The organism is Comamonas sp. JUb58, from assembly GCF_004364775.1.
Classification (GTDB): domain Bacteria; phylum Pseudomonadota; class Gammaproteobacteria; order Burkholderiales; family Burkholderiaceae_C; genus Comamonas.
Window position 1 is genome coordinate 124,535 of record NZ_SOAL01000003.1, and the last position, 24,016, is coordinate 148,550.

At 65.7% G+C, this 24,016-nt stretch carries 21 protein-coding genes and 1 pseudogene; 12 read left to right on the forward strand and 10 right to left on the reverse strand.

The window, feature by feature from the left end; all coding sequences use genetic code 11:
• Nucleotides 1–3: 3 nt before the first annotated feature.
• From EDF71_RS04160 to EDF71_RS04175, 4 genes are all read right to left on the reverse strand, one after another.
• A complete protein-coding gene (locus tag EDF71_RS04160) occupies nucleotides 4–402 on the reverse strand; it encodes a hypothetical protein (protein WP_243854168.1) in 399 nt (132 codons plus the stop codon).
• Nucleotides 403–407: 5 nt separating this feature from the next.
• Entirely contained in the window at nucleotides 408–2,558 is a 2,151-nt protein-coding gene (gene metG / locus EDF71_RS04165) for a methionine--tRNA ligase (protein WP_133855369.1), read from the reverse strand.
• Between the two features lie 121 nt (nucleotides 2,559–2,679).
• Nucleotides 2,680–3,945 (reverse strand): patatin-like phospholipase family protein, encoded by a 1,266-nt coding sequence (locus EDF71_RS04170; RefSeq protein ID WP_133855370.1) that lies wholly within the window; start codon nucleotides 3,943–3,945, stop codon nucleotides 2,680–2,682.
• A 74-nt stretch (nucleotides 3,946–4,019) separates the two neighbouring features.
• Nucleotides 4,020–4,601, reverse strand: a complete 582-nt coding sequence (locus EDF71_RS04175) for a restriction endonuclease (RefSeq protein WP_243854169.1) — start codon at nucleotides 4,599–4,601, stop codon at nucleotides 4,020–4,022.
• Nucleotides 4,602–4,709: 108 nt separating this feature from the next.
• On the opposite strand from EDF71_RS04175, the gene apbC reads away from it, so the two are divergent.
• The 4 genes from apbC (at nucleotide 4,710) to EDF71_RS04195 (ending at nucleotide 9,435) form a co-directional block, all read left to right on the forward strand.
• A complete protein-coding gene (gene apbC, locus EDF71_RS04180) occupies nucleotides 4,710–5,801 on the forward strand; it encodes an iron-sulfur cluster carrier protein ApbC (RefSeq protein ID WP_133855371.1) in 1,092 nt (363 codons plus the stop codon).
• The gene (locus EDF71_RS04185; RefSeq protein WP_133855372.1) at nucleotides 5,801–6,766 is read left to right on the forward strand and encodes a LysR family transcriptional regulator; all 966 of its coding nucleotides are present in this window, start codon (nucleotides 5,801–5,803) and stop codon (nucleotides 6,764–6,766) included. The genes apbC and EDF71_RS04185 overlap by 1 nt, the downstream gene beginning before the upstream one ends.
• An 84-nt stretch (nucleotides 6,767–6,850) precedes the next feature.
• Nucleotides 6,851–9,142, forward strand: coding sequence for an FdhF/YdeP family oxidoreductase (locus EDF71_RS04190; RefSeq protein ID WP_133855373.1), 2,292 nt, complete (start codon nucleotides 6,851–6,853; stop codon nucleotides 9,140–9,142).
• Entirely contained in the window at nucleotides 9,142–9,435 is a 294-nt protein-coding gene (locus EDF71_RS04195) for a hypothetical protein (RefSeq protein WP_133855374.1), read from the forward strand. The genes EDF71_RS04190 and EDF71_RS04195 overlap by 1 nt, the downstream gene beginning before the upstream one ends.
• Before the next feature lie 29 nt (nucleotides 9,436–9,464).
• On the opposite strand, the gene EDF71_RS04200 is transcribed toward EDF71_RS04195, so the two are convergent.
• Nucleotides 9,465–10,490, reverse strand: coding sequence for a sensor domain-containing diguanylate cyclase (locus tag EDF71_RS04200; protein WP_133855375.1), 1,026 nt, complete (start codon nucleotides 10,488–10,490; stop codon nucleotides 9,465–9,467).
• A 306-nt stretch (nucleotides 10,491–10,796) separates the two neighbouring features.
• On the opposite strand from EDF71_RS04200, the gene EDF71_RS04205 reads away from it, so the two are divergent.
• From EDF71_RS04205 to EDF71_RS04220, 4 genes are all read left to right on the forward strand, one after another.
• Nucleotides 10,797–13,313: an FtsX-like permease family protein gene (locus EDF71_RS04205; RefSeq protein ID WP_133855376.1), complete on the forward strand. Its 2,517-nt coding sequence runs from the start codon at nucleotides 10,797–10,799 to the stop codon at nucleotides 13,311–13,313.
• 94 nt (nucleotides 13,314–13,407) lie between these two features.
• The gene (locus EDF71_RS04210) at nucleotides 13,408–13,806 is read left to right on the forward strand and encodes a group II truncated hemoglobin (protein ID WP_133855377.1); all 399 of its coding nucleotides are present in this window, start codon (nucleotides 13,408–13,410) and stop codon (nucleotides 13,804–13,806) included.
• A 213-nt stretch (nucleotides 13,807–14,019) separates the two neighbouring features.
• Nucleotides 14,020–14,613: a LemA family protein gene (locus tag EDF71_RS04215; protein WP_133855378.1), complete on the forward strand. Its 594-nt coding sequence runs from the start codon at nucleotides 14,020–14,022 to the stop codon at nucleotides 14,611–14,613.
• Nucleotides 14,614–14,691: 78 nt separating this feature from the next.
• On the forward strand, nucleotides 14,692–15,807 hold the full coding sequence (locus EDF71_RS04220) for a M48 family metalloprotease (RefSeq protein WP_133855379.1): 1,116 nt from the start codon (nucleotides 14,692–14,694) through the stop codon (nucleotides 15,805–15,807).
• Between the two features lie 169 nt (nucleotides 15,808–15,976).
• Here EDF71_RS04220 and EDF71_RS04225 read toward each other — a convergent pair.
• Nucleotides 15,977–16,636: pseudogene (locus tag EDF71_RS04225) on the reverse strand (Smr/MutS family protein); the annotation flags it as partial.
• Nucleotides 16,633–17,340 carry a DNA repair protein RadC gene (radC, locus tag EDF71_RS04230; protein WP_133855381.1) on the reverse strand — a complete coding sequence of 236 codons (708 nt, stop codon included), beginning with the start codon at nucleotides 17,338–17,340 and terminating at the stop codon, nucleotides 16,633–16,635. The pseudogene EDF71_RS04225 and the gene radC, both read right to left, overlap by 4 nt.
• 263 nt (nucleotides 17,341–17,603) lie before the next feature.
• On the opposite strand from radC, the gene EDF71_RS04235 reads away from it, so the two are divergent.
• From EDF71_RS04235 to serS, 3 genes are all read left to right on the forward strand, one after another.
• Nucleotides 17,604–18,089 carry an FKBP-type peptidyl-prolyl cis-trans isomerase gene (locus EDF71_RS04235; RefSeq protein ID WP_230775199.1) on the forward strand — a complete coding sequence of 162 codons (486 nt, stop codon included), beginning with the start codon at nucleotides 17,604–17,606 and terminating at the stop codon, nucleotides 18,087–18,089.
• Nucleotides 18,090–18,091: 2 nt separating this feature from the next.
• Complete coding sequence (gene ispH, locus EDF71_RS04240) at nucleotides 18,092–19,075, forward strand: 4-hydroxy-3-methylbut-2-enyl diphosphate reductase (RefSeq protein ID WP_133855382.1); 984 nt, start codon at nucleotides 18,092–18,094, stop codon at nucleotides 19,073–19,075.
• Nucleotides 19,076–19,190: 115 nt separating this feature from the next.
• The gene (gene serS / locus EDF71_RS04245; protein WP_133855383.1) at nucleotides 19,191–20,507 is read left to right on the forward strand and encodes a serine--tRNA ligase; all 1,317 of its coding nucleotides are present in this window, start codon (nucleotides 19,191–19,193) and stop codon (nucleotides 20,505–20,507) included.
• Between the two features lie 146 nt (nucleotides 20,508–20,653).
• On the opposite strand, the gene EDF71_RS04250 is transcribed toward serS, so the two are convergent.
• Nucleotides 20,654–21,322: a type 1 glutamine amidotransferase gene (locus tag EDF71_RS04250; protein ID WP_133855384.1), complete on the reverse strand. Its 669-nt coding sequence runs from the start codon at nucleotides 21,320–21,322 to the stop codon at nucleotides 20,654–20,656.
• Between the two features lie 262 nt (nucleotides 21,323–21,584).
• On the opposite strand from EDF71_RS04250, the gene yghU reads away from it, so the two are divergent.
• A complete protein-coding gene (yghU, locus tag EDF71_RS04255) occupies nucleotides 21,585–22,421 on the forward strand; it encodes a glutathione-dependent disulfide-bond oxidoreductase (RefSeq protein ID WP_133855385.1) in 837 nt (278 codons plus the stop codon).
• A gap of 26 nt (nucleotides 22,422–22,447) precedes the next feature.
• On the opposite strand, the gene EDF71_RS04260 is transcribed toward yghU, so the two are convergent.
• Nucleotides 22,448–22,951 (reverse strand): hypothetical protein, encoded by a 504-nt coding sequence (locus EDF71_RS04260; protein ID WP_133855386.1) that lies wholly within the window; start codon nucleotides 22,949–22,951, stop codon nucleotides 22,448–22,450.
• Between the two features lie 100 nt (nucleotides 22,952–23,051).
• Nucleotides 23,052–23,966: an NAD(P)-dependent oxidoreductase gene (locus EDF71_RS04265; protein WP_133855387.1), complete on the reverse strand. Its 915-nt coding sequence runs from the start codon at nucleotides 23,964–23,966 to the stop codon at nucleotides 23,052–23,054.
• Nucleotides 23,967–24,016: the final 50 nt, after the last annotated feature.

The following is a 24,016-nucleotide window of genomic DNA, read 5'->3' on the forward strand; positions in this document are numbered from 1 at the left end:
GCTTCAGGGGCCGCTGGGGATGGCGGTTTCTGGTGCCGCAGCAGGCCTGGCTGGCGGCAGGGGCGGGCTTGGTGTTGCCGCTTGCGTTGGCAGCGGCTCGCCGGGCTGCTGCGGCGGGAAGGTCTCGCCCGGCCGGGGCTCCCGGTAGCGCACTGTTATTCCGCTGTTGTCCTGCTCTTCGCCGGTGGCCATGTCATAGGCCTTGCCAACGCCTTTGCCCACGACCTTGGCGGTGCCTACGGCCGCATCGGCGGCCAGCCCCACTGCGGTGGCAGTCACGCTGACGGCGGCGGCGCCGACGGCCACGACGCTGCAGCCGCCCAGCAGCGATGCAAAGGCGCAGTAAAAAGCCCCTGCGGCTACGGAGCGCAGGGGCTGCAAGAGGCGGCGGTCAGCGGCCATCCAGATCAGTGGATGCGCATGCCTGGCAGCGCGCCAGGGAAGGGCTCCAGCACATAGATGCCGGGGTGGGCCTTCTCGTCGGCATGGCTGGCAGCCAGCACCATGCCTTCGGAGATGCCGAACTTCATCTTGCGCGGCGCCAGGTTGGCAACCAGCACGGTGAGCTTGCCTTGCAGCTGATCAGGCGTGTACATGCTGCTGATGCCGCTGAACACATTGCGGGTCTTGGGATTGCCGTCTTCTCCCTTTTCACCGACATCCAGGGTCAGTTGCAGCAGCTTGGTCGAGCCTTCGACGGCCTTGCATTCCACAATCTTGGCAATGCGCAGGTCGATGCGGGCGAAGTCGTCGATGCCAATGGTTTCTGCCAGTGGCTCGCCGCCGGGGGCGTTCGGGTCCACCACGGCTTCGGCTTTCTTCTCGGCCTTCTTGGCCTTGGCAGGCGCTGCAGCGGCCGCCGCCTTTTCCTGGCTGGCAGGGGTTTCGAACAGCGCTTCGAGCTGCAGCGGGTCCACACGTTGCATCAGATGCTGGTAGACGCCGATCTGGTGGCCAGCGCCCAGCGGCTTGTCCACCTCGCCAAATTGCTCGGGCGGCACGATCAGGAAGTTCGCCACTTCGGCAGCCACATCCGGCAGGATCGGCTTGAGGTAGATGGTCAGGATGCGGAAGGCTTCGATGCAAGTCGTGCAGACATCGTGCAGGCGCTGCTCCATGCCTTCCTTCTTGGCCAGCTCCCAGGGCTTGTTGGCATCGACATAGCTGTTGACCTTGTCGCACAGCAGCATGATCTCGCGGGCCGCGCGGGCGGTGTCGCGTGCCTCGTAGGCGGCCACAATCGCCTCTTTTTGCGCGCGCAGCAGGGCCAGTAGTTCCTGGCCATCGGCGCTCACCTCGCCCAGTCGGCCCTCAAAGCGCTTGCTGATAAAGCCGGCCGCGCGCGAGGCGATGTTCACGTACTTGCCGATCAGGTCGGAGTTGACGCGCAGCATGAAGTCTTCGGCGGTGAAGTCGATGTCTTCGTTCTTGCCATTGAGCTTGGCGCCCAGGTAGTAGCGCAGCCACTCGGGGTTCATCTTGAGCGCCAGGTACTTGAGCGGATCGAGGCCCGTGCCACGGCTCTTGCTCATCTTCTCGCCGTTGTTCACGGTCAGGAAGCCGTGCACGCAGATCTTGGTCGGGGTCTTGCGGCCGCTGAACTTCAGCATCGCCGGCCAGAACAGGGTGTGGAAGGTGATGATGTCCTTGCCGATGAAGTGGTACTGCTCCAGCGCCGGATCGGCCATGTAGGCCTCGTAGTCCTCACCACGCTGGGCCAGCAGGTTCTTCAGCGAAGCCAGGTAGCCCACAGGCGCATCCAGCCAGACGTAGAAGTACTTGCCCGGTGCATCGGGGATCTCGATGCCGAAATAGGGCGCATCGCGCGAGATGTCCCAGTCGTCCAGGCCTTCGCTGGCCGAGCCATCGGGGTTGGTGCGTACACCAAACCATTCCTTGATCTTGGCGGCCACTTCGGGCTGCACATGCTGGCCGTCCTGGGTCCATTGGGTCAGGAACTCGACCGCGCGTGGGTCGGACAGCTTGAAGAAGAAGTGCTCCGAGCTCTTCATCACCGGCTTGGCGCCGGACAGTGCCGAGTAGGGGTTGATCAGATCGGTGGGCGCGTAGACGGAGCTGCAGACTTCGCAGTTGTCGCCGTACTGGTCCTTGGCGTGGCAGCGCGGGCATTCGCCCTTGATGAAGCGGTCAGGCAGGAACATGTTCTTCTCGGGGTCGAAGAACTGCTCGATGGTGCGCGTTTCGATAAAGCCGGCGGCCTTCAGGTCCAGGTAGATCTGCTTGGACAGCTCGTGGTTCTCGGGGCTGTCGGTATTGCTCCAGTTGTCAAAGCCGATGTGGAAGCCGTCGAGGTACTGCTTGCGGCCGGCGGCGATGTCGGCGACAAACTGCTGGGGCGTCTTGCCGGCTTTTTCGGCGGCAATCATGATGGGCGCGCCATGGGCGTCATCGGCACCGACAAAGTTCACCGCATTGCCCTGCATTCGCTGCGCACGCACCCAGGTATCGGCCTGGATGTATTCCATGATGTGGCCGATGTGGAAGTTGCCGTTGGCATACGGCAGGGCGGTGGTGACGAAAATCTTTCGTTGAGACATAGGGTTGCGGAACTTTCTAATCACAGAGAGGACGCAGGCCGGTGGCCGTTGCGGATTCTGGTCACAGGGAGGGTGGCGCAGCCAGCCCTCGCGCGCGCAGGCGCTCCAGAACCGGCCAATTCTAGGCGCTTACGGGGCCAGATGGCGCGACCAGGGGATTGGTGGGGCCCGCCGAGCGGCTGCCCCAGCCAAAAAAGGCGCAGACCTCGTCGCGCCGCGCCATGGTGTCGGCCCGGCCCAGCGCAATCAATGCCCGGGTGTAGCCCGGCTCAAACAGCAGATAGCTGGCCAGGGCTGCGCTGCCGACGTTCTGGCTGTGCACCGATACACCCATCGCTCCCAGCAGCGCCCGCACCGGCGTGGGCAGCTCCTGCAGGTGCTCCAGCGCCAACGCGTCCAGCGACTGCGATGGTGTGATCACCAGCAAATCCAGCGGCCGCAGTGCGCTGCGGGCGCGCTCGGCCTCAGGGATCAGGCTCAGCGTGTGGTTGATGCGCTGGGCCCGCTCCACATCGACCGACAGCGCATCGAGAAAGATGGTGGACAGCGCATGGCCGGCCACCTGGGCCAGCGACGGAAACGGCGGGTGCTCGCCCTGGGGCAGGTTCAGCACCTCGTGCGAGCGGCCCACACCGACCACCACAATGCGTTGCGCGCCCAGGTGCACGGCGGGCGCCAGCGGGGCGGTCTGGCGCATCGCGCCATCGCCCAGGTAGTTGTACTGGCCGCGCAGCATCAGCTCGGCGGGCGGAAAGATAAAGGGGATCGACGACGAGGCCATCAGGTGCTGGTGGCTGATGCGGTCCTGGATGGCGCGGCGCTGCGTGCGCGACCAGCCGGGCACATGCGGGCCGGCTTCGTAGAAGGTGATGTGCTCGCCGGTGGTGTAGCTCGATGCGGTGATGGCCAGCGCCGACAGCTTGCCGCTGTGCAGCAGGTGGGGGATTTTCTGCAAGGGCAGCTCGGCCTGCAGCAGCTCCAGCAAAGGGGCGTTGTCCAGCAGCGAGCGCGGTTTGCTGTGGTGCCAGCGTGTCAGCGCCCAGCCCAGGGTGAGCAGGCTGAGCCAGCGCGCCCCGCTGCGCATCACACCAAAGGCATCGGCGCGGTAGACCTGGCTGGTGGAGAAATTGCGCCACACCCGCGAGAGGCGCTGCACGGCCAGGTCGAAATGGTCCGCGCCGCAGGCCAGGCCGGCTGCATTGATCGCGCCGGCCGAGGTGCCTACTGCTATGGGGAAGGGCGTAGGTTCATGGTCGGCCCCGGCGTTCTGGCGCAAGCGCGACAGCGCCTGCAGCACTCCCACCTGGTAGGCGGCACGCGCACCGCCGCCGGAGAGCACGATGGCGGTGGCGGCGGAATGGGGGCTGTAGTGCAGAGGGGACGGCATGGCGAGCACCATAGCCGAAACTGGGGCGCTGCGCCAAGCGCTGCTGTCGCTGAGCTAGGCCCCAAGGACAAAAATCAGGCCTTCGCCGCCGCCTTTTTCAGCAGGGTTGCCAGCTCCAGGTTTTGCAGCAGCACGATTTTCTGGTCACGGGCAAACACGCGGGCGTTGTCGCTCAGCTCGCCTTGCAGCAGCACATAGACGCTGGCCGCGCCCGCCTGGCTGGCGGCCTCATGCAGGGCGCGCAGCGGCTCGATGCCATGCACGCCGGCCTTGCTGCGCTTGGTTTGGACCAGGGTGGTCTGGCCGTTGCGGGCCAGCTGCAGATCGGCCGCGCCTTGCTGTAGGGTGGTGACGGCATAACCCTCGGTCTGCCAGGCGCGGCCCAGCCAGGCTTGCAGATCGCGGCTGGACATGGCGCTGGCCTGCGCCAGCAGCGCCTCGGTGGCCGCAGCGTTGGGCTGGTTCCACTGGCGCTTGGCGGCCATGGCGCCGATTACCAGAAAAGGCAGGCTGCCGGCGGCCCCGACAAAGCGGATGTCCTTGGGCAGCAGCGCCAGGCACAGCACCACGATGATGGCTCCGACCACCACACTGATCCACCACGACGAGCGCAGCAAGATCGCAAACACGGAGTTCTCGGCCATTTTCAGTTTCACGGGTGCAGGTCTTTCAAGAGGTGCAGGGGAAAAGCCCAGATTGTCGCTGGTTCGCAAGGGCAAGCGCGGTTCGCTAGACTTATTGCTGTCTCAGGAATAGAAAACACGATGACAGTGACCGAAACAACGTTACTGGCCGCGCTGGCCAGCGTTCAAGACCCGCACACGGGCAAAGATTTTGTCAGCACGCGTGCCGTGCGCAACCTCCAGATCAATGGCGGCGATGTCGCCTTTGATGTGGAGATGGGCTACCCCGCCAAAAGCCTGGTGCCGCAGCTGCGCAGCCAGTTCGTGGCGGCCGCCAAGTCGGTGCCGGGCGTGGAGAACGTCTCGGTGAGCATCAGCAATAAGGTGATCACGCATGCGGTGCAGCGCGGTGTGCCGCTGATCCCCGGCGTGAAGAACATCATTGCCGTGGCATCGGGCAAGGGTGGCGTGGGCAAGAGCACTACCACCGCCAACCTGGCGCTGGCCCTGGCGGCTGAAGGCGCCAGCGTCGGCGTGCTGGATGCCGATATCTACGGCCCCAGCCAGACCATGATGATGGGCGTGGACGGCAAGCCCGAGAGCAGCGATGGCAAGACCATGGAGCCCAAGCTCAACCATGGCGTGCAGGTGATGTCGATCGGTCTGCTGGTCGACCAGGACCAGGCGATGATCTGGCGCGGCCCGATGGCCGTGCAGGCGCTGGAGCAGATGCTGCGCCAGACCAACTGGGCCGGCCTCGACTACCTGCTGATCGACATGCCACCGGGCACCGGCGACATCCAGCTGACCCTGAGCCAGCGCGTGCCGCTGACCGGCGCCGTGATCGTCACCACGCCGCAGGACATTGCCTTGCTCGACGCGCGCAAGGGCATCAAGATGTTCGAGAAGGTGGGCGTGCCGCTTCTGGGCGTGATCGAGAACATGGCCATGCATGTCTGCACCAACTGCGGCCATGTGGAACATATCTTTGGCGCCGATGGCGGCAGGCACATGGCAGCCGACTACAAGCTCGACTACCTGGGCGCGCTGCCGCTGTCGATGCAGATCCGCGAGCAGGCCGACAGTGGCACCCCCACCGTGGTGGCGGCGCCCGACAGCGAAGTGGCCGCCATCTACAAGCAGGTGGCCCGCAGCATCGCCGTCAAGATCGCGCAGCAGGCCAAGGACTTCTCGTCGAAGTTCCCGACCATCTCCGTCAGCAGCAATACCTGATGAACCTGCTCGCTGCCATGCGCTACCTGGCCGCGCTCCATGCGCATGGCCATTTCGCGCGGGCAGCCCAGGCCTGCCATATCACCCAGCCGGCCCTGTCCAATGCGCTGCGCGCGCTGGAGGCCGAGTTTGGCGTGGCCATCGTGCGCCGGGGCCGGGTGTTTGCCGGCTTCACGCCCGAGGGCGAGCAGGTGCTGCAAACCGGTCTGGAGATGCTGCAAAGCGAGGCGCGCCTGCGCCAACGCCTGAGCGCCCAGGCGGGCCAGTTGCAAGGGCAGTTGCGCATGGCGGCCGTGCCCACGGCCATGCCGATGCTGCTGCGCTTTGCCAGCCTGCTGCGCCGCCAGCACCCGGGCTTGGTGCCCGCGCTGCATGCGATGAGCTCCCCCGATATTGAACGTGGCCTGGAAGAGCTGAGCCTGGACCTGGCGCTGGGCTACAGCGACCGCATTCGTCGCCCGCGCACCCATTGCGCGCCGCAGTACCAAGAGCACTACTACCTGCTGCGCTCGGCGCCCGCAGCCGCCTGCGTGGCCGATACCCTGCATGCGGCCGAGCCCCTGGGCTGGGCCCAGGCCGCGCAGCAGCCGCTGTGCCTGCTGACGCCCGATATGCACAACCGGCAGATCGTGGAGCGCAGCTTTCTGGCCGTCGGCGTGCTGGTGCAGCCGGCCATGGAGACCAATTCCGTCCATGCCCTGCTGCAGGCGGTAGGCGAGGGCCAGGTGGCCAGCATCGTGCCCGGCGCCGTGTTGGCCACCGTGCGGCTCACGCCCGGCCTGCGTGCCTGGCCGTTGGTGGAGCCGGTGGTCGAGAGCGAGGTCGCCTTTCTCTACCAGCAATCCCAGCAGGGCATGCCAGCGCTTGAGGCGGCGCGCGCGCTGATGGCGCAGGAAGAATGGCAGCAGCAATGCCTGCAGCATGCCGGCGCCTTGGCAGCGGCGGCACCGCCAGCCCAAGCATAGTTTTGCGAATGCTGGCATTGCGGCATTGAATTTGACGCCTGGCGGCCAGCGCGTTGAAATGCAGGGCTACACCGAGCCCCTGCCATGCAAGAACAAAAAATCGCCTTCTACAAAGGCCCAGCCGGTGGCTGGGGCGCCTTGAACAGTGTCAAGAACACGCTGCTGCACCACGACATCGCCCTCAAGGGTGCCAAGACGCTGCTGTCTGCCAACCAGCCCGATGGCTTTGACTGCCCGGGCTGCGCCTGGCCCGACCGCAACCATGCCTCGACCTTCGAGTTCTGCGAGAACGGCGTCAAGGCCGTCGCCGCCGAGGCCACAGCCCGCCGTGCCGGCCCCGAGCTGTTTGCCCGCTACAGCGTGCGCGAGCTGGCCCAGCAAAGCGATTTCTGGCTGGAGGACCAGGGCCGGCTGACGCATCCGATGGTCTATGACCCGGCCAGCGACCACTACCAGCCGATTGCCTGGGACGATGCCTTTGCGTTGATTGCCCAGCACCTGAATGCGCTGCCCAGCCCGGACCAGGCAGTGTTCTACACCTCGGGGCGGGCGAGCAATGAGGCGGCCTTTCTCTACCAGCTGTTTGTGCGCGAGTACGGCACCAACAATTTCCCCGATTGCTCCAACATGTGCCATGAGCCCAGCGGCTCGGCCATGCGCGACCAGATTGGCGTGGGCAAGGGCACGGTGACCTTGGCCGATTTTGAGGAGGCCGACGCCATCTTCATCTTTGGCCAGAACCCGGGCACCAACCACCCGCGCATGCTGGGCGAGCTGCGCGAGGCGCACAAGCGCGGCGCGCGCATCGTCAGCTTCAACCCCTTGCGCGAGCGCGGGCTGGAGCGCTTTGCCGATCCGCAGGACAAGCTGGAGATGGCGACGCTGGGCTCCACCCCCATCAGCACGCACTACTTTCAGCTGCGTGTGGGCGGCGACCTGGCAGCGCTGCGCGGCATGCTCAAGCATGTGCTGGAGCAGGAAGCGGCCCGGGGCGGTGTGCTGGACCATGCTTTTATCGCCGCGCACACCACCGGTTTTGAGGCGCTGGCGCAGAGCCTGCGCGAGGAAGACTGGGCGCTGCTGGCGCAGGAATCGGGACTGAGCGAAGCGCAGATGCGGGCCGCTGCCGATGTCTACCTGGGCGCGGACAAGGTGATTGCCTGCTGGGGCATGGGCATTACCCAGCATGCGCATTCGGTGGCGACCATCCAGATGATTCTGAATCTGCTGCTGCTGCGCGGCCATATCGGCCGGCCAGGAGCGGGACCTTGCCCGGTGCGCGGCCACAGCAATGTGCAGGGCGACCGCAGCATGGGCATTTGGGAAAAGCCGCCTGCGGCGCTGCTGGACCGGCTGCAAGAGGTCTATGGCTTTGCGCCACCCCGCGCCCACGGCATGGACACGGTGGAGGCCATTGCCAGCATGCGCGACGGCCAGGCCCAGGTGTTTTTTGCGCTGGGGGGCAATTTTGCCGCCGCCACGCCCGATACCTATGAAACCTGGAAAGGCCTGCAGCGCTGCGCGCTTACGGTGCAGGTCACCACCAAGCTCAACCGCAGCCATGTGGTGCATGGCCGCCAGGCCTTGCTGCTGCCCTGCCTGGGGCGCACCGAGATCGACCTGCAAAACGGCCAGCCCCAGGGCGTGACGGTGGAGGATTCGATGAGCATGGTGCACCTGTCGATGGGCATGAATCCACCGGCCTCGGCGCATCTGCTGTCCGAGCCGGCGATTGTGGCGCGCCTGGCCCATGCCACCCTGGGCGCGCGCAGCCGGGTGGACTGGCTGGCGCTGGCCGCCGACTACGCGCTGATCCGCGACGAGATCGCCAAGGTCTTCCCCGACTTCGCCGACTTCAACCAGCGCGTGGCCGTGCCCGGTGGCTTTCGGCTGCGCAACACCGCCAGCGAGCGCGTCTGGGTCACCGCCAGTGGCAAGGCCAGCTTCCATGCGCATGCGGTGCCGGTGGATACCCCTGCGCACCGGGCGCGTGCGCGGCTGCGCGACCAGCGCGTGTTCACCCTGCTGACCACCCGCTCGCACGACCAGTACAACACCACCATCTATGGCATGGACGACCGCTACCGCGGCGTGTTTGGCCAGCGCCGCGTGGTCTTCATCCATGCCGATGACATCCGCGATCTGGGCCTGGCCGATGGCGACTGGGTCAATATCCGCACCGTCTGGGATGATGGCCAGCAGCGCTGTGTCGAGGGCTTCAAGCTGGTGGCCTATGACATTCCGCGCGGCAACCTGGCCGCCTACTACCCGGAGACCAATCCGCTGGTACCCCTGTCGGCCGTGGCTGCGCATGCAGGCACGCCCACCTCCAAATCCATTCCGGTGGTGCTGGAGCCTGGCCTGGCGCCGCAGTGATGGGGAGTTTGGGCGCCGCCGCTCCGGCAATCTCGCCACTGGCGCAGCGCTTGTTGCTGGCCTTGGCGCAGGAGCAGCAGGCCCGTGGCGGCCAGGCGGTTGCGCTGGTGCGCATTGCTAAATGCCTGGATGCCTCTGCCAGCAGCTTGCTGCGCGAGCTGGCCATGCTCAACCTGCTGCTGGTGCAGGCCCAGCAGCCCGCCTGGGTGCAGGCGGAGGCCGTGGAGGGGCGCTGGATGCTGGCCTTGACGGCGGCCGGCGCCGCAGCCGCCGCGCAGATCACCGAGGGCTGATCTGCGTCCCCAAGCAATATGCTTGGGAATCAGGCGGCGACCGGGTGGCGCGCTTTGCGGGCCTGCTTGGTCTGGTACATCGCCAGGTCGGCCTGCTGCAAGGCGGTGTCCGCATCGGTGCCCGGCGTAACGGCCACCAGGCCCACGCTGGCACCGGTGTAGTTCAGGCTCAGGCCCTGGCCCAGGCAGAGCGACTCGGCCCGGGTGCTTGCAAACAGGCGCGCCTGTGTCTCGCTGAGGGCCGGGGCCACCGATTCGTTCAGGTACGGGCCCAGGCCGGCAAAGACAAATTCATCACCACCCTGGCGGGCAATCAGGTCCGAGCCGCGCATGGCCTCGCGCATCTGGTCGGCCAGCAGCTGCAGAAAGCGGTCGCCCGCCTCATGGCCGTAGCCGTCATTGATGGCCTTGAAGCCATCCATGTCGATCATGCCGACGAGCACATAGCGCTCCTGGCGGCGGGCAATGGCCTGCAGCTGGTCGAGCTGCTCGATCAGCGCGCGGCGGTTGGGCAGGCCGGTCAAGGCATCGGTGCGCGCCAGGCGCTGCAGCTCTTCGTTCTGCACCTGGATCTGCACCAGCAGCTGCTCACGCTCGACCTGCTGGCCCAGGATCTGGGCAAACAGGCGCATCACATCGCGGGTATCGGGCTGCAGTGGTTTGCGCGACGCGCTGGCGCCGCACAAGGTGCCGTAGAGCACGCCATCGGACAGGTGCACCGGTGTGCTGGCATAGGTCTGGATGCCCAGCGCCTGCGCGGCCTGCGAGTCGCCCCAGACCTGGCTGACGTCGTCGGTGTAGAGGCAGTTCTCATCGATGGCGCGCTTGCACAAGGTGTCTTCCCAAGGCACGTTCAGGTTCTCGGGGATCTGCAGGCTTTGGGTATTGCGCGCGAACAGCACCTGCTGGACGCGCTGGCCCAGATCGATGCGGGTGAGGTAGGTGGATTCCAGACTGGTGACTCTTTGCAGCATCTCCAGCAGGGGGCGCGTCAGCTCCTCCAGACTGCGAGCTTTGGCAAACGTCTGGCCCAATTGTGAAATCAAGGCTTGCATAGGAAGGGCTCGTTGAGAGATTGTTGTTTCATATAGTAACTCGCAATCGTCTGCTTGGGGATGATCTCTTTCAATGGGGTGCTCAGAGGGCGTCTACAAAATCTCCTGTCCCGAGGGCGTAGGAGGATGGCTGGGTTATTTGAGCGTGAAGACGCTGCTGCTTTTTTCCAAAACATTCTGCGTGCTGCCCGAGTTGTAACCGCCTTGACCCTGCTTGCGGCATGCCTTTTGCCGGATGGAAGTCGTGGAATCGCCGGGAAATCCGGCAAGGGCTGGGGGTAAACGCGCATCAGTTATGTTTGCTGCATGAAACACAACTTTTTTGCGCTGGGCTGGCGCCAATTGCTGCGGGATTGGCGCGCCGGTGAGCTGCGGCTTTTGTTGGTGGCGGTGGCCCTGGCCGTGGCAGCGCTGACGTCCGTGAGCTTTTTCTCCGACCGCCTGCAGGCGGGGCTGCAGCGCGATGCCAGCCAGCTGCTGGGGGGCGATGTGGTGGTGGTGAGCGACAACCGCACGCCAGCGGCCTTCAGCGACAAGGCCCAGGCGCTGGGCTTGAAGGGCGTGACGACGGTCACCTTCCCGACGATGGCGCGCTCGGACGATGCCGATGGCGGTGAATCGCGCCTGGTGGGCCTCAAGGCCGTGCAGGCTGGCTACCCGCTGCGCGGCAGCCTGCGCACGGCCCCGGCGGCGGGCCAGCCCGATGCGCCGACCCGCGACATTCCTTCGCCCGGTGAGGTCTGGGTGGACCCAAGCCTGATCGAGGCGCTGGGCCTGAAGACCGGCGCGGTGCTGTGGCTGGGCGACAAGCGCTTCACCATCGGCCGGGTGCTGACGATCGAGCCGGACCGGGGCGCGGGCTTCCTGGGCTTTTCTCCCCGCGTGATGCTGGACTGGGGTGACCTGGCCGCCACCGGCCTGGTGCAGCCGGCCAGCCGTTTGCTGTACCGCTTTGCGGTGGCGGGCGAGCCTGCTGCGGCAGCGCAGTTCTTGCAGTGGGCCGAGACCGAAGTGGCCCAGCCCCATACCCATGGCGTGCGCATCGAGTCGCTGCAAAGCGGCCGGCCTGAGATGGAGCAGACCTTGGAGCGTGCGCAGAAATTCCTGAACCTGGTGGCCTTGCTGGCGGCGCTGCTGTCGGCCGTGGCCGTGGCGCTGGCTGCGCGCACCTTTGCCAGTGCCCACCTCAATGGTGCGGCGCTGTTGCGCGTGCTCGGCCTGGCCCAGCGTGCCATTGCCGGCGCCTATGTGGTGGAGTTCGTCATCGTCGGCCTGGCGACCAGCCTGCTGGGCGTGGCGCTGGGCTATGCGATGCACTACCTGTTTGTCTGGTTGATGGCCGGCCTGCTGGCCGTGACCTTGCCCGCTGCCAGCGGCTGGCCGCTGCTGATGGGTGTCGGCATGGGCATGACCTTGCTGCTGGCCTTTGGCCTGCCGCCGGTGCTGCAACTGGCCCAGGTGCCACCGCTGCGCGTGCTGCGCCGTGACCTGGGTGCCCTGCGCCCGGCATCGGCCACCGTGCTGCTGCTGGGGGTGCTGGGCTTTGCGGCCATGCTGCTGCTGGTCAGCGGCGATGCCAAGCTGGGCGGCATTGCGGTGGGCGGCTTTGCGATTGCGATCGTGGTGTTTGGCCTGCTCAGCGCAGCGGCCATCACCTTGCTGCGCCGGGTGGTGAACGAGCGCACGGCGCCGCGCTGGCTGTTGCTGGCCACGCGCCAGGTGGCCGCGCGGCCCTGGTTTGCTGTGGTGCAGGTCAGCAGCCTGGCCGTGGGCCTGATGGCCTTGGTGCTGCTGGTGCTGCTGCGCACCGACCTGATCCAGACCTGGCGCCAGACTACGCCGCCCGATGCGATGAACCGCTTTGTCATCAACATCATGCCGGACCAGGCCGACACCTTCCAGCAGCGCCTGCGCCAGGCCGGTATCGACAAATGGGACTGGTACCCGATGATTCGCGGCCGCCTCATCCAGATCAATGGCAAGGATGTGGGCCCGAGCGACTACACCGAGGACCGCGCCAAGCGCCTGGTGGACCGCGAGTTCAATATTTCCCACAGCGATGTGCTGCAAGAGCACAACCAGATCGTGCAAGGCCGGTGGACGCCGGGCGAGGCCGGTGGTGTCAGTGTGGAAGAGGGCATTGCCGAGACCCTGGGCCTGAAGATGGGCGACCGCCTGCTGTTTGACATGGGCGGCGTGCAGCACGAGAGCACCATCACCAGCCTGCGCAAGGTGGACTGGGGCTCGATGCGCGCGAATTTCTTTGTGATGTACCCAGTCGCCAAGATGGACGAGGTGGCCGTCACTTACCTGGCGGCCTACCGCGCCCCGGACACCCCGGGCTTTGACAATGCGCTGGTGCGCGAGTTTCCCAACATCACCAATGTGGATCTGCGCGCTACCGTGGCCCAGCTGCAGCAGGTGCTGAACCAGGTGATCCGCGCGGTGGAGTTCCTGTTTGGCTTTACCCTGGCCGCCGGCCTGGTGGTGCTGTTTGCCGCGATCACCGCGACGCGTGAGGAGCGCGCCCGCGAGTACGCCATCATGCGGGCCGTGGGCGCGCGCAGCCAGCTGCTGCAGCAGGTGCAACGGGCCGAGCTGGCCGGTGTGGGCCTGCTGGCTGGTGTGCTGGCCAGCGTGGTGGCCATGGCCATTGGCTGGGCGCTGGCCCAGTTTGTGTTTGACTTTGCCTGGGTGCCGCGCTGGTGGGTGCCGCTGGCCGGCGGTGTCTGCGGCGCCTTGCTGGCGCTGGTGGCTGGCTGGTGGGGCCTGCGCGAGGTGCTGCGCCGCCCGGTCGTCGTGACCTTGCGCGAAGCGGTGTGAGGCCCTGCAAAAGCAGTAATATGCGGGCCCGAGGCGGTGGCCGCTGTGTACAAACAGCGACCACCGCCCGATCCTCTGACCCTGAGAGCCATCTATGCAAATCGAAGAAAAGCCCCCGTATGACACCCCTTTTGAATGGATTGGCGGTGAGGACAAGGTGCGGGCGCTGGTAGACCGCTTCTACGACCTGATGGACCTGGAGCCCGGCTACAAGGAACTGCGCGAGGCCCATGGCAGCAGCCTGCAGGATGCCCGCGACAAGCTGTTCTGGTTTCTCTGCGGCTGGCTGGGCGGCCCCGACCATTACCAGCAGCGCTTTGGCCACCCGCGCCTGCGCATGCGCCATATGCCGTTCTCGATCGGCATTCTGGAGCGCGACCAGTGGCTGGCCTGCATGGACCAGGCCATGGGCGATGTCGGGGTGGATGAAAAACTGCGCAGCCGCCTGGGCCAGAGCTTTTTCCAGACCGCCGACTGGATGCGCAACCGCTGATACCGGCCCGGTCCAGCACGATGCCTATGCGGGTTTTTACGGATAACCGCGCTGTGGTGGCGACACCGCAGCCCAATACCTGATTTCTTGACTTCTGTCATGTGGCGGGTTCGCAAAATGCAACGCCAATCCTGGTTTGCATTCCCAATTGGGGAGCTGCAGCGCTTTGGACCATAATCAAGCCACTAAAAACGACGAGGGTGGATGAGGGTTATGAATACCAATCTGATGGTGGTCTCTGCGGTGATTGCCGCCTTGCTGGTCTGGGGCGTGCTGGTCTACAACCGCTTGATGGCCTTGCGCAACCGCACCAGCAATGCCTTGGCGCAGATCGATGTGCAGCTCAAGCGGCGCTACGACCTGGTGCCCAATCTGGTGGCGGTCGCCAAAAAATACCTGGAGCACGAGTCCCAGACCTTGGAAGCCGTGATCCGCGCGCGTGGCCAGGCCCAGGCTGCGGCCAGTGCACTGCGCGCTGCCCCCGGCAAGCCCGAGGTCGCCGATGCGATGGTGGCGGCGGAAGGCGCGCTGGGCGGCGCCCTGGGCCGTTTGATGGTGCTGACCGAGAGCTACCCCGACCTGAAGGCCGATGACACCATGCGCTCGTTGAGCGAAGAGCTGGGCAGCACCGAGAACCGCATCGGCTATGCGCGCCAGGCGTATAACGACCAGGTGCTGGAGTTCAACAACGCCTCGCGCGCCTTCCCGGCGATTGTGGTTGCCTCGATGCTGGGCTTCCATGCGATGCCCATGCTGCAATCCACCCAAAGTGCCCAAGAGCGCGACGCTGTTCGCGTGCAGTTCTAAAGGAATGGCTGCCGCTGCTGCCATCCATCAACAGGGCGACTTTTGCCCGGTGTGCTACCAAGCCGTAGCCACCCAACCATGAAATTCTGGGATTTCCAAGCCAGCGCAAGGCGCCGCACCTGGGGCCTGGTGGCGGCTTTTGCGCTGCTGGTGCTGGGCATTGCCATAGGGGTGCACCTGGTGCTGGCACTGGTGTTCTGGACGCCTGCGCTGGTTGCGGTGGCTTTCAGCAAACTGCGGCTGGAACAGGTGGCAGTGCACTACCCGGCCGGTTTTCTGGCCACCAATATCGGCATCGTCACCCTGATGGTGCTGGGCGGCGCCTGGATCAAGCGTAGCAACCTGCGCCAGGGCGGCTTGCACCTGGCCAAGCAGTTGGGCGCGCGGGAGCTGCGCCCCTCGGTATCGCATGCCGAGCAGCAGTACCAGAACATTGTGGACGAGCTTTGCATTGCTGCCGGTGCCCGGCGGCCCCAGGCCATGGTGCTGCCGCGTGATTTGTCGCTCAACGCCTTTGCAGCGGCCTGGGAGGCCGAGGATGCGGTGATCGTCGTGTCCATGGGCGCGCTGGAATACCTCAGCCGCGACGAGCTCAAGGGCGTGGTCGCGCATGAGCTGTCCCATCTGCATGAGGGCGATACGCGGCTCAACATGGAGCTGGCCGGCTATGTGTTCGGGCTGGAGATGCTGTTCAACTACGGGCGCGATTGGGTCGAACGCGGCGTGTCGCTGTTTGGCCGGCCGCTGATGGCCGTGGGCTGGCTGGGCTGGTTGGCGGCACAGGCGCTCAAGGCGGCTGTATCGCGCCAGCGCGAGTACCTGGCCGATGCCCGCGCCGTGCAGTGGACGCGCAACCCCGATGGCCTGGGCCGCGTGCTGCGCAAGGCGCTGTGGCAGCAGGACTACCCCTCCCAGGCTGATGCGATGCAGACGCGGGGCAGCACGGCCGGGCTGTATTCGCCGCTGGTCGACCACATGTTGCTGGTGGAGGTGCACAGCATCGAAGAGATGCAGGACTTCTGGCACCTGGGCGGTGCGCGCTGGCTGGCCAGCCACCCCAGCCTGGAAGAGCGCATTGCCCGCATCTACGGCGAAGAGGACGCGCGCGAGGCGCTGCCGCTGCAGGACCCGGACAAGCGCTGGGTCAACCCCTTCAGCGCGCCTCTGCCACTAGGCAAGCCCGAGGCTTCGTAAAAAAACGCGATCAGCGCTTGGGCTTGGCGCTGCGGTACTGCGCCGCCCAGGATGCCACCTGCTGGGCCACCGGGTCGGGTGCCGGCACGGCGGCGGCCTGCTGGGCCAGCGCCTGCATCTCCAGCAGCGCATCGGCCACATTGACGGCACTGGCTGTCATCGATGCGGCGCGCAGCAGCACCACCAAGGCGCCGGCGCCGCCTTCGGCCGGGCGGGCCTGCACAAAGGCCAGTACTTCGTTTTTCTGCACCAGCCAGCTGTGTACCCGGCCCTTGAGCACCGGCATGCGCCCGGGCGAGCCCAGGCCCTTGCCATGCACCACGCGCACGCAGCGCAATCCCTGGCGCTGGGATTGGCGGATAAACGTACCCAGCGCCTGGCGCGCCTCGTCGGTGCGCAGGCCATGCAGGTCAATCTGGCGCTGGATGGTCCAGTGGCCGGCGCGCAGCTTGTGGACCACATCGCGGCCAATGCCCTTGCGCCGAAAGCTCAGCTGGTCATCGGTATCGAGCAGGGTGCTGGCGTCGAACTGGTCGCTCATCGCTTCGAGCAGCACGCGCTTTTCATCGGCCCAGTGCTGCAGTGGCAATGGGTCGGGCGGGGTGGTTTCGGCACTGATCTGGCCGCTGCTGGGCAGGGGGCGCACAGCGCCCACGGTCTGCCGGAACAGCTGGCGGTCGCGCTCGGTCTGGCGCAGCGCCTGCTGGCGGGCGGCTTCCTGCAGCTGGCGCTGGGCCGCCTGCTCGGCCTGCAAGGCCGTCAGCGCCTTGCGCAGCTGCTTGAGCTCGCGCAGGGATGAAGCGCCTCGGGCTTGGTCCTGTTTACTCACATCTCACCTTCCTCGGCCATCGACAGTGCAGCCCCGGGGCCCACAATGATATGGTCCAGCACACGCACATCGACCAGGGACAAGGCGGCCTGCAGGCTCTGGGTGAGTTGCTTGTCCGCCTGGCTGGGCGTGACCTGGCCGCTGGGGTGATTGTGCGCCAATATCACCGCTGCGCTGTGGTGGTGCAGTGCCCGCACCACCACTTCACGCGGATAGACGCTGGCCTGGCCCAGGGTGCCCCGGAATAATTCCTCCAGCGCGATGAGCTGGTGCTGGCTGTCCAGAAACAGCACGGCAAACACCTCATGCTGCTTGTGGGCCAGGTGCAGCTGCACATAGGCTTTGACGGTGGAGGCCCGGTCGAGCAGGCTGCGCTGCTGCAGTTGCTGGGCCATTGCGCGCCGGGCCAGCTCCAGCACGGCGATCAGCTCGGCGCGCTTGGCGGGCCCCAGGCCCTTGACCTGGGAGAGCTCGGCGCTGCTGGCCTGCAGCAGGCCGTTGATGCCGCCAAAACTGCCAACACTGCCCGGGGCATCAGGCTGGCGCGGCGCCAGCAGCTCGGCCGCCCATTGCAGCACGCTTTTGCCGGCCATGCCGGTGCGCAGCACAATGGCCAGCAGCTCGGCATCGCTGAGCGCGCCCGCGCCCTTGGCAAGCAGTTTCTCGCGCGGCTGGCAGTCGCTGGGGAGGTCTTTGAGGGGCATGCAGTCCTTTCAGTCCGGCTGACCGGTCACAGGGTGGGCGCCAGACGGGCGGGGCAGGGGCGGTGCATGCCATGCGCAGGCAGGGGCAAGGCAGCAAAGATGGGTGTTCATGGGCACTCCTGGAGGTTCGCTGTCGGCCGGTGGCCTTGTGCCCGGGCAAAAACCTGCATGGGGTCGGGTTCTGCCGGGCATCTTTTGATATAGGTTGCATGCAGGGGTTTCACCCTACAACCTACAATACACCCCAGTTTATAGGGATTTGCATGACTACTCCGATGGCCCCCGTGACGCCGCTGCCTGTTGATGCGCCAGTGGTACAACCCGGATCGTTTCTGACCTTGCACTACCGCCTGGCTGGCCCGGCGGGCGATGTGATCAACACCTTTGAAGGCAAGCCCGCGACCCTGTCGCTGGGCATGGGCGAGCTCTCGCCTGCGGTCGAAAACCTGCTGCTGGGTCTGCCCGAGGGCACGCATGCCACCTTCCACGTGCCCGCTGGCGAAGCCTTTGGCGAGCGCAACCCCGAGATGGTGCAGTGGGTGGCACGGCGCCTGCTCAACGAGCTGGGCGACCCGATGGAGCAGTACACCCTGGGCGATGTGGTGCAGTTCCCCACCCCCGATGGTGCCAGCACCTACGCCGGTGTGGCGATGCAGGTGCGCGACGATGGCGCCGTGCAATTCGACTTCAACCATCCGCTGGCCAGCCAGCCGGTGACCTTTGAAGTCCAGCTGATCGGGGTGCTCTGAGCATGTTGCGGCCCCAGGAAATCGTATTGGCCGAACCGCGCGGCTTTTGCGCCGGTGTGGACCGGGCGATCGAGATCGTCGAGCGCGCCATCGAGAAGTTTGGCGCGCCCATCTATGTGCGCCATGAGATCGTGCACAACACCTATGTGGTCAACGACCTCAAGGCCAAGGGTGCGATCTTCATTGAAGAATTGGACGACGTGCCCCCGGGCGCGACCTTGATCTTCTCGGCCCATGGCGTGAGCAAGGCCGTGCAGCTGGAGGCCGAGCGCCGGGGTTTCAGCATTTTCGATGCCACCTGCCCGCTGGTGACCAAGGTCCATGTGGAAGTGGCCAAGCTGGCCAAAGAGGGCTATGAGTTCATCATGATCGGCCATAAGGGGCATCCCGAGGTCGAAGGCACGATGGGCCAGCTGTCCGAAGGCATCCACCTGGTCGAAGAAGTAGGCGATGTGGCCCATGTGAACCCCAGCCAGACCGAAAAACTCGCAGTGGTCACCCAGACCACGTTGAGCGTGGACGATGCCGCCGAGATCACCGCTGCCGTCAAGCTGCGCTTTCCGCAGATCCGCGAGCCCAAGCAGCAGGACATCTGCTACGCCACGCAGAACCGCCAGGATGCCGTCAAGGTGATGAGCAGCCAGGTGGACCTGGTGATCGTTGTGGGCAGCCCCACCAGCTCCAACAGCAACCGCCTGCGCGAGCTGGCCGTGAAGCTGGGCACGCCGGGCTATATGGTGGACAACGCCGATGAACTGAAGCCCGAATGGTTTGACGGCATCGCCCGCGTGGGCCTGACGGCGGGCGCCTCGGCCCCCGAGGTGCTGGTCAAGCAGGTGATCGAGCGCATCAAGGTGCTGGGTGCCACATCGGTGCGCAAGATGGATGGTATCGAGGAAACGGTGAAGTTCCCGCTGCCCAAGGGCCTGAAAATCGATGTCGGCGGTCTGGAGATTTCTGCACGATCTCCGGAGACGGGTCGCTGAACAAGGCCTGGTGGCCTGGCGGCTCGTCCACATCCCTTTGACCGTGGTGGGCAGCGCCCACCTCACCCCCTTTCATGGGCAGGCCTAGGCGCTGCCCCACCCCAAGAGGTTATTCATGCTTGATATTTTGTTGCTTCGCAAAGACCTGGACTCGGTCATCGCCCGCTTGCAGACCCGCAAGAACCCCCAGCAGTTTCTGAATGTCGAGGCCTTCAAGGCCCTGGAAGCCGAGCGCAAGACCATCCAGACCCGCACCGAAGAGCTGCAGGCCAAGCGCAACCAGCTGTCCAAGCAAATCGGCATGCTGATGGGCAAGGGCGAGAAGGATGCCGCCGAAGCCGCCAAGGCCGATGTGGCCGCGATGAAGACCGAGCTGGAGCAATCGGCCACACGCCTGGATGCGCTGCAGGCCGAGCTGCAGGCCATGCTGGTGGCCGTGCCCAACCTGCCGCACGAGAGCGTGCCGGTGGGCGAGGACGAATCGGCCAACGTCGAAGTGCGCCGCTGGGGCACGCCCCGCAGCTTTGATTTTGAGATCAAGGACCATGTCGATGTGGGCACACCGCTGGGCCTGGATTTTGAGGCCGGCGTCAAGCTGACCGGCTCGCGCTTCACCGTGATGAAGGGCCCGATCGCCCGCCTGCACCGCGCGCTGGCGCAGTTCATGATTGACCTGCAGACCGAGCAGCATGGCTACACCGAGTGCTATGTGCCCTACATCGTCAACAGCGACTCGCTCAAAGGCACGGGCCAGCTGCCCAAGTTCGAAGGGGACCTGTTCGCCGCCAACAAGGGTGGCCAAGATGCCGAGCCGGTGCCCGACACCGCAGCGCTCTACCTGATCCCGACCTCGGAAGTGCCGCTGACCAACCTGGTGCGCGACGAAGTGCTGAGCGAAGACCAGCTGCCGATCAAGCTGACGGCGCACAGCCCTTGCTTCCGCTCGGAAGCGGGCTCGGCCGGCCGCGATACGCGTGGTCTGATCCGCCAGCACCAGTTCGACAAGGTCGAGATGGTGCAGGTGGTGCACCCGGACAAGAGCTACGAAGCGCTGGAAGAGATGACACGCCATGCCGAAGACGTGCTGCAGCGCCTGGGCCTGCCGTATCGCGTGCTGGCGCTGTCGACCGGTGACATGGGCTTTGGCGCTGCCAAGACCTATGACCTGGAAGTCTGGCTGCCCGCGCAGAACACCTACCGCGAAATCAGCTCGGTCAGCAACTGCGAAGCCTTCCAGGCCCGCCGCATGCAGGCCCGCTTCAAGAACGCGCAAGGCCGCAACGAGCTGGTGCACACCTTGAACGGCTCGGGCCTGGCCGTGGGCCGCACCCTGGTGGCCGTGCTGGAGAACTACCAGAACGCCGACGGCTCGGTGACCGTGCCTGAGGCACTGCAGCCCTACCTGGGCGGCGTCGCCGTGCTGAAGGTCTAAGCTTTCAAGCCTTGCGTTCTACCAAGCCGGTGCAGCGATGCACCGGCTTTTTTGTGGCTGCCGCCTCACGCCAGCGCCAGGCGCGCCTCTCCCCATGCGGGCATGTAAAACAGGCGCGGGCGCGGCAGCTGTGCCGTCCAGGCGCTTTAGGTGCGCGCGGCGATCTGGTGCAGCGGGCGGATGTGCTGGGGCAGCTGCGCCAGGATCTGCGCCTGGCTTTGCACGGCGGGGCCCGCAGCGCTGCGCAACTCGGGCGCGCCTTCATCGCACCAGTCGCGCACGCTCTGGGCGGTGACCTCCAGATGGCCTTGGAAGGCCCAGTGCGGCCCATGCACAAAGCCCTTGTTCAGGCAGTGGCTGCCGTACATGCTGCGGCTGGCGCCTAGCGGAATCTCAAAGCTGTCGTAGTGCCAGTTGAAGATGGTGGCCTCGGCGGGCAGGTCCATGCAGGCCTGCGCCTGCGGGGTGATCCAGACGCGGCTCCAGCCGATGTTGGCGCAGGGGTTGCGCCAGACGCGCGCGCCCATGGCACGGGCCAGCATCTGCGCGCCAAAGCAGTGGCCGAGCACGGGCACGTCCGCCGCCAGGGCGCTTTGCAGCAGGCAGCGTTCCTGCTCGATCCAGCGCAGCTGCTCATTGGCGCAATGGTTGCTGCCGAGCACGACAATGCCTCGGTAATCACGCGCCCGCATGGCCGCGACGCCCTCGTTGCAGGGCCTTATCAATGCATAGGGGATGCCGTGCTGCTGCAAGTGCGCGAGCAGCACGCCCGGGCCCTGCGAGGTTTCATGCTGGAGTATGGCGACCGGTTTCATGGAGGCTGGCTTGCGGGTCAAGCCCTGGGTGAAGAGGCCTCCACTGTAGAAAGCCTGGCATTGAGCGCATGTCTAGACTGCGCGCCCCGCCATCAAGATCGCATCAAGCTGGCGCGACCTGCCTTGTGGTCTTTTTCGGCGCTGCTGCAGCGCGCCGGGCTCCTCTCTATGATCGTCAGCAGGTGGCCCCAGCACTTGCGCCCGCACCCCCGCCGGGCCGCAGCGACGGGCCCCAGCCATGTACAGAAAGCTGAGGTTAAGCATGTCGGATCAACCCTACCAACCGCCCAAAGTCTGGACCTGGGACAAAGGCAACGGAGGCGCCTTCGCCCATATCAACCGCCCCGAAGCGGGCGCCACGCATGACAAGGTACTACCCGTGGGCGAGCACCCCTTGCAGCTGTATTCGCTGGGAACGCCCAATGGCGTCAAGGTGACGATCATGCTCGAAGAGCTGCTGGAGCTGGGCATTGCCGAGGCCGAGTACGACGCCTGGCTGATCAATATCGGCGAAGGCGACCAATTTGGCAGCGGCTTTGTCGATGTCAACCCGAACTCCAAGATCCCCGCGCTGCTGGACCGCAGTGGCAGCACGCCGGTGCGGGTGTTCGAATCAGGCTCCATCCTGATGCACCTGGCCGAGAAGTTTGGCCAGTTCCTGCCCAAGGAAGGCGCGGCCCGCACCGAGGTGCTGAACTGGCTGTTCTGGCAGGTGGGCAGCGCCGCCTTTCTGGGCGGTGGTTTTGGCCACTTCTATGCCTATGCACCCGAGAAGATGGCCTACCCGATCAACCGCTATGCGATGGAAGTCAAGCGCCAGCTCGATGTGCTGAACAGCCAGCTTTCTGAGCACCGCTTTATCGCCGGCAGCGCCTACAGCATTGCCGACATGGCCGCCTGGCCCTGGTATGGCGCGTTGATGAACAACGAGGTCTACAACGCGGCCGAGTTCCTGGATGTCCAGTCCTACCAGCATGTGCGCCGCTGGACCGATGAGATCGCGCAGCGCCCTGCGGTGCAGCGCGGCCAGCGGGTCAACAAGGTGCGGGGTAGCTCGCCGATGCCGGAGCGGCACAGCGCGGCAGATTTTCTGCGCTGATCACCCTTCCTGGCGGGCTGTGCCGATCAGGCACGCCAGAAGTACCAGCCTGCAAGCACCAGGACCAGCACCACCACAAACATCGCCGTCCAGGCGCCTGAGCTTTGCACCCGGCCGGGCTCGTGGCCGGGTTCCATCCAGGCGGCCGCATCCGCGGGTGCGGGCGCCGGGTGGCTGGGGGTATTGAGGGTGTCGGGGGTGTTGGGCAAGCGGCCTTCCACCTGCCACTGCTGCGGGTCGCCGGATTCAATGCGGTCCTTGGCGTCTTTCAGGCCGATACCGGTCGCATCCTTGAGCAGCTTGATGGCGACGATCTTGTCGCCCCGGGCCAAGGCGTTCTCGATGGCGGCGCGCAGCGCCTCGCCCTCGCGTGGCGGCTCCAGCCCATCGTCACCATCCAGTTGCGACTCCAGCGCCTGCTTGGCTTCTGCCAGGCCCATGCCGGTTTCTTCGCGCAGGCGCTTGATCGCGGCAATCTTGTCGTTATTGCGCCAGAGCGACGCGATGTGGGCGGGGATGGGAGCGGACATGGGCAAGGCTGCGGATGGTGGTGCAGCAGCCTTTGTACCCCGTTTGCGCCGCTGTGCTTATAGGACGGAGGCTGACATTACAGCGTCCTGGACCAGCGCCTCAACCGGGTGTCCAACCCTTGGGCACGCGCGGCTTGTCGATGCCCGCCAGGCCGCAGAGCACATCGGCCATGCCGGAGAAATCGAGGCCGCCATGCTGGCTGGCGCGGGCCAGGCTGTAGGACTCGTGCACGGCGGCGGCCACCGGCATGGGCACCTTGCTGGCATGGGCGGCAGCGACGACCAGCGACATGTCCTTGTGCGCCAGGTCGATCGTGAAGCCTGGTGTGGTGTCGCCCAGCAGCACCTTGTTGGCAAAGTTCATGCGCAGCTGGCCATTGGTGGCCGAGGTGCCCAGCAGCACCTGCAAGGTCTTGGTGATGTCCAGGCCAAAGCGCTGCGACAGCGCCAGCGCCTCGGCATTCACCTGGGTCAGGGTGACGGCCAGGTAGTTGTTGACCAGCTTGGTGCGCCCGCCCGTACCCACCGGGCCGCAGTGGTGGGTGGTGGTGCCCATCGCATTCAGCAAGGGCTGCACGCGGGCCAGATCGGCATCGCTGGCGCCCACCATGAAGAGCGATTCGCCCCGGTCTGCATGCTCGGCCAGACGGCCCACGGGTGCATCCACCATGCTCAGGCCCTTGGCGGCCGCCTGCTGCGCCAGCCGGTCGGTGGCCAGCGGGTCGATGGTGCTCATGTCCATCAGGATGCTGCTGGGCTGGGCATGCGCAAAGATGCCGCCATCGCCCAGCGCGATCTGCTCCACTTCCAGCGACGAGGGCAGCATGGTGACGATGATGCTGCAGTCACGGGCCAGTTCGGGCACGTCGGCGCTTTGCGCGCCCACGGCCACCAGGTCCTTGACTGCCGTCGGGTTCAGGTCATGGACGACCAGGCTGAACCCTTTTTTGACGAGGTTGGCGGCCATGGGCTTGCCCATGCGACCCAGGCCGATAAAACCGATCTTGTCTGCCATGCATGTCTCCTTGTTGGTATGCATCCATGATGGCAGGCACGGGGCCCTGG

What these genes read in the sequence shown, in the direction of transcription:
- EDF71_RS04160 (WP_243854168.1), bottom strand. Translation starts at nt 402, where the DNA reads ATGGCCGCTGACCGCCGCCTCTTGCAGCCCCTGCGCTCCGTAGCCGCA.
- metG (WP_133855369.1), bottom strand. Translation starts at nt 2,558, where the DNA reads ATGTCTCAACGAAAGATTTTCGTCACCACCGCCCTGCCGTATGCCAAC.
- EDF71_RS04170 (WP_133855370.1), bottom strand. Translation starts at nt 3,945, where the DNA reads ATGCCGTCCCCTCTGCACTACAGCCCCCATTCCGCCGCCACCGCCATC.
- apbC (WP_133855371.1), top strand. Translation starts at nt 4,710, where the DNA reads ATGACAGTGACCGAAACAACGTTACTGGCCGCGCTGGCCAGCGTTCAA.
- EDF71_RS04185 (WP_133855372.1), top strand. Translation starts at nt 5,801, where the DNA reads ATGAACCTGCTCGCTGCCATGCGCTACCTGGCCGCGCTCCATGCGCAT.
- EDF71_RS04190 (WP_133855373.1), top strand. Translation starts at nt 6,851, where the DNA reads ATGCAAGAACAAAAAATCGCCTTCTACAAAGGCCCAGCCGGTGGCTGG.
- EDF71_RS04195 (WP_133855374.1), top strand. Translation starts at nt 9,142, where the DNA reads ATGGGGAGTTTGGGCGCCGCCGCTCCGGCAATCTCGCCACTGGCGCAG.
- EDF71_RS04200 (WP_133855375.1), bottom strand. Translation starts at nt 10,490, where the DNA reads ATGCAAGCCTTGATTTCACAATTGGGCCAGACGTTTGCCAAAGCTCGC.
- EDF71_RS04205 (WP_133855376.1), top strand. Translation starts at nt 10,797, where the DNA reads ATGAAACACAACTTTTTTGCGCTGGGCTGGCGCCAATTGCTGCGGGAT.
- EDF71_RS04210 (WP_133855377.1), top strand. Translation starts at nt 13,408, where the DNA reads ATGCAAATCGAAGAAAAGCCCCCGTATGACACCCCTTTTGAATGGATT.
- EDF71_RS04215 (WP_133855378.1), top strand. Translation starts at nt 14,020, where the DNA reads ATGAATACCAATCTGATGGTGGTCTCTGCGGTGATTGCCGCCTTGCTG.
- EDF71_RS04220 (WP_133855379.1), top strand. Translation starts at nt 14,692, where the DNA reads ATGAAATTCTGGGATTTCCAAGCCAGCGCAAGGCGCCGCACCTGGGGC.
- radC (WP_133855381.1), bottom strand. Translation starts at nt 17,340, where the DNA reads ATGCCCCTCAAAGACCTCCCCAGCGACTGCCAGCCGCGCGAGAAACTG.
- EDF71_RS04235 (WP_230775199.1), top strand. Translation starts at nt 17,604, where the DNA reads ATGACTACTCCGATGGCCCCCGTGACGCCGCTGCCTGTTGATGCGCCA.
- ispH (WP_133855382.1), top strand. Translation starts at nt 18,092, where the DNA reads ATGTTGCGGCCCCAGGAAATCGTATTGGCCGAACCGCGCGGCTTTTGC.
- serS (WP_133855383.1), top strand. Translation starts at nt 19,191, where the DNA reads ATGCTTGATATTTTGTTGCTTCGCAAAGACCTGGACTCGGTCATCGCC.
- EDF71_RS04250 (WP_133855384.1), bottom strand. Translation starts at nt 21,322, where the DNA reads ATGAAACCGGTCGCCATACTCCAGCATGAAACCTCGCAGGGCCCGGGC.
- yghU (WP_133855385.1), top strand. Translation starts at nt 21,585, where the DNA reads ATGTCGGATCAACCCTACCAACCGCCCAAAGTCTGGACCTGGGACAAA.
- EDF71_RS04260 (WP_133855386.1), bottom strand. Translation starts at nt 22,951, where the DNA reads ATGTCCGCTCCCATCCCCGCCCACATCGCGTCGCTCTGGCGCAATAAC.
- EDF71_RS04265 (WP_133855387.1), bottom strand. Translation starts at nt 23,966, where the DNA reads ATGGCAGACAAGATCGGTTTTATCGGCCTGGGTCGCATGGGCAAGCCC.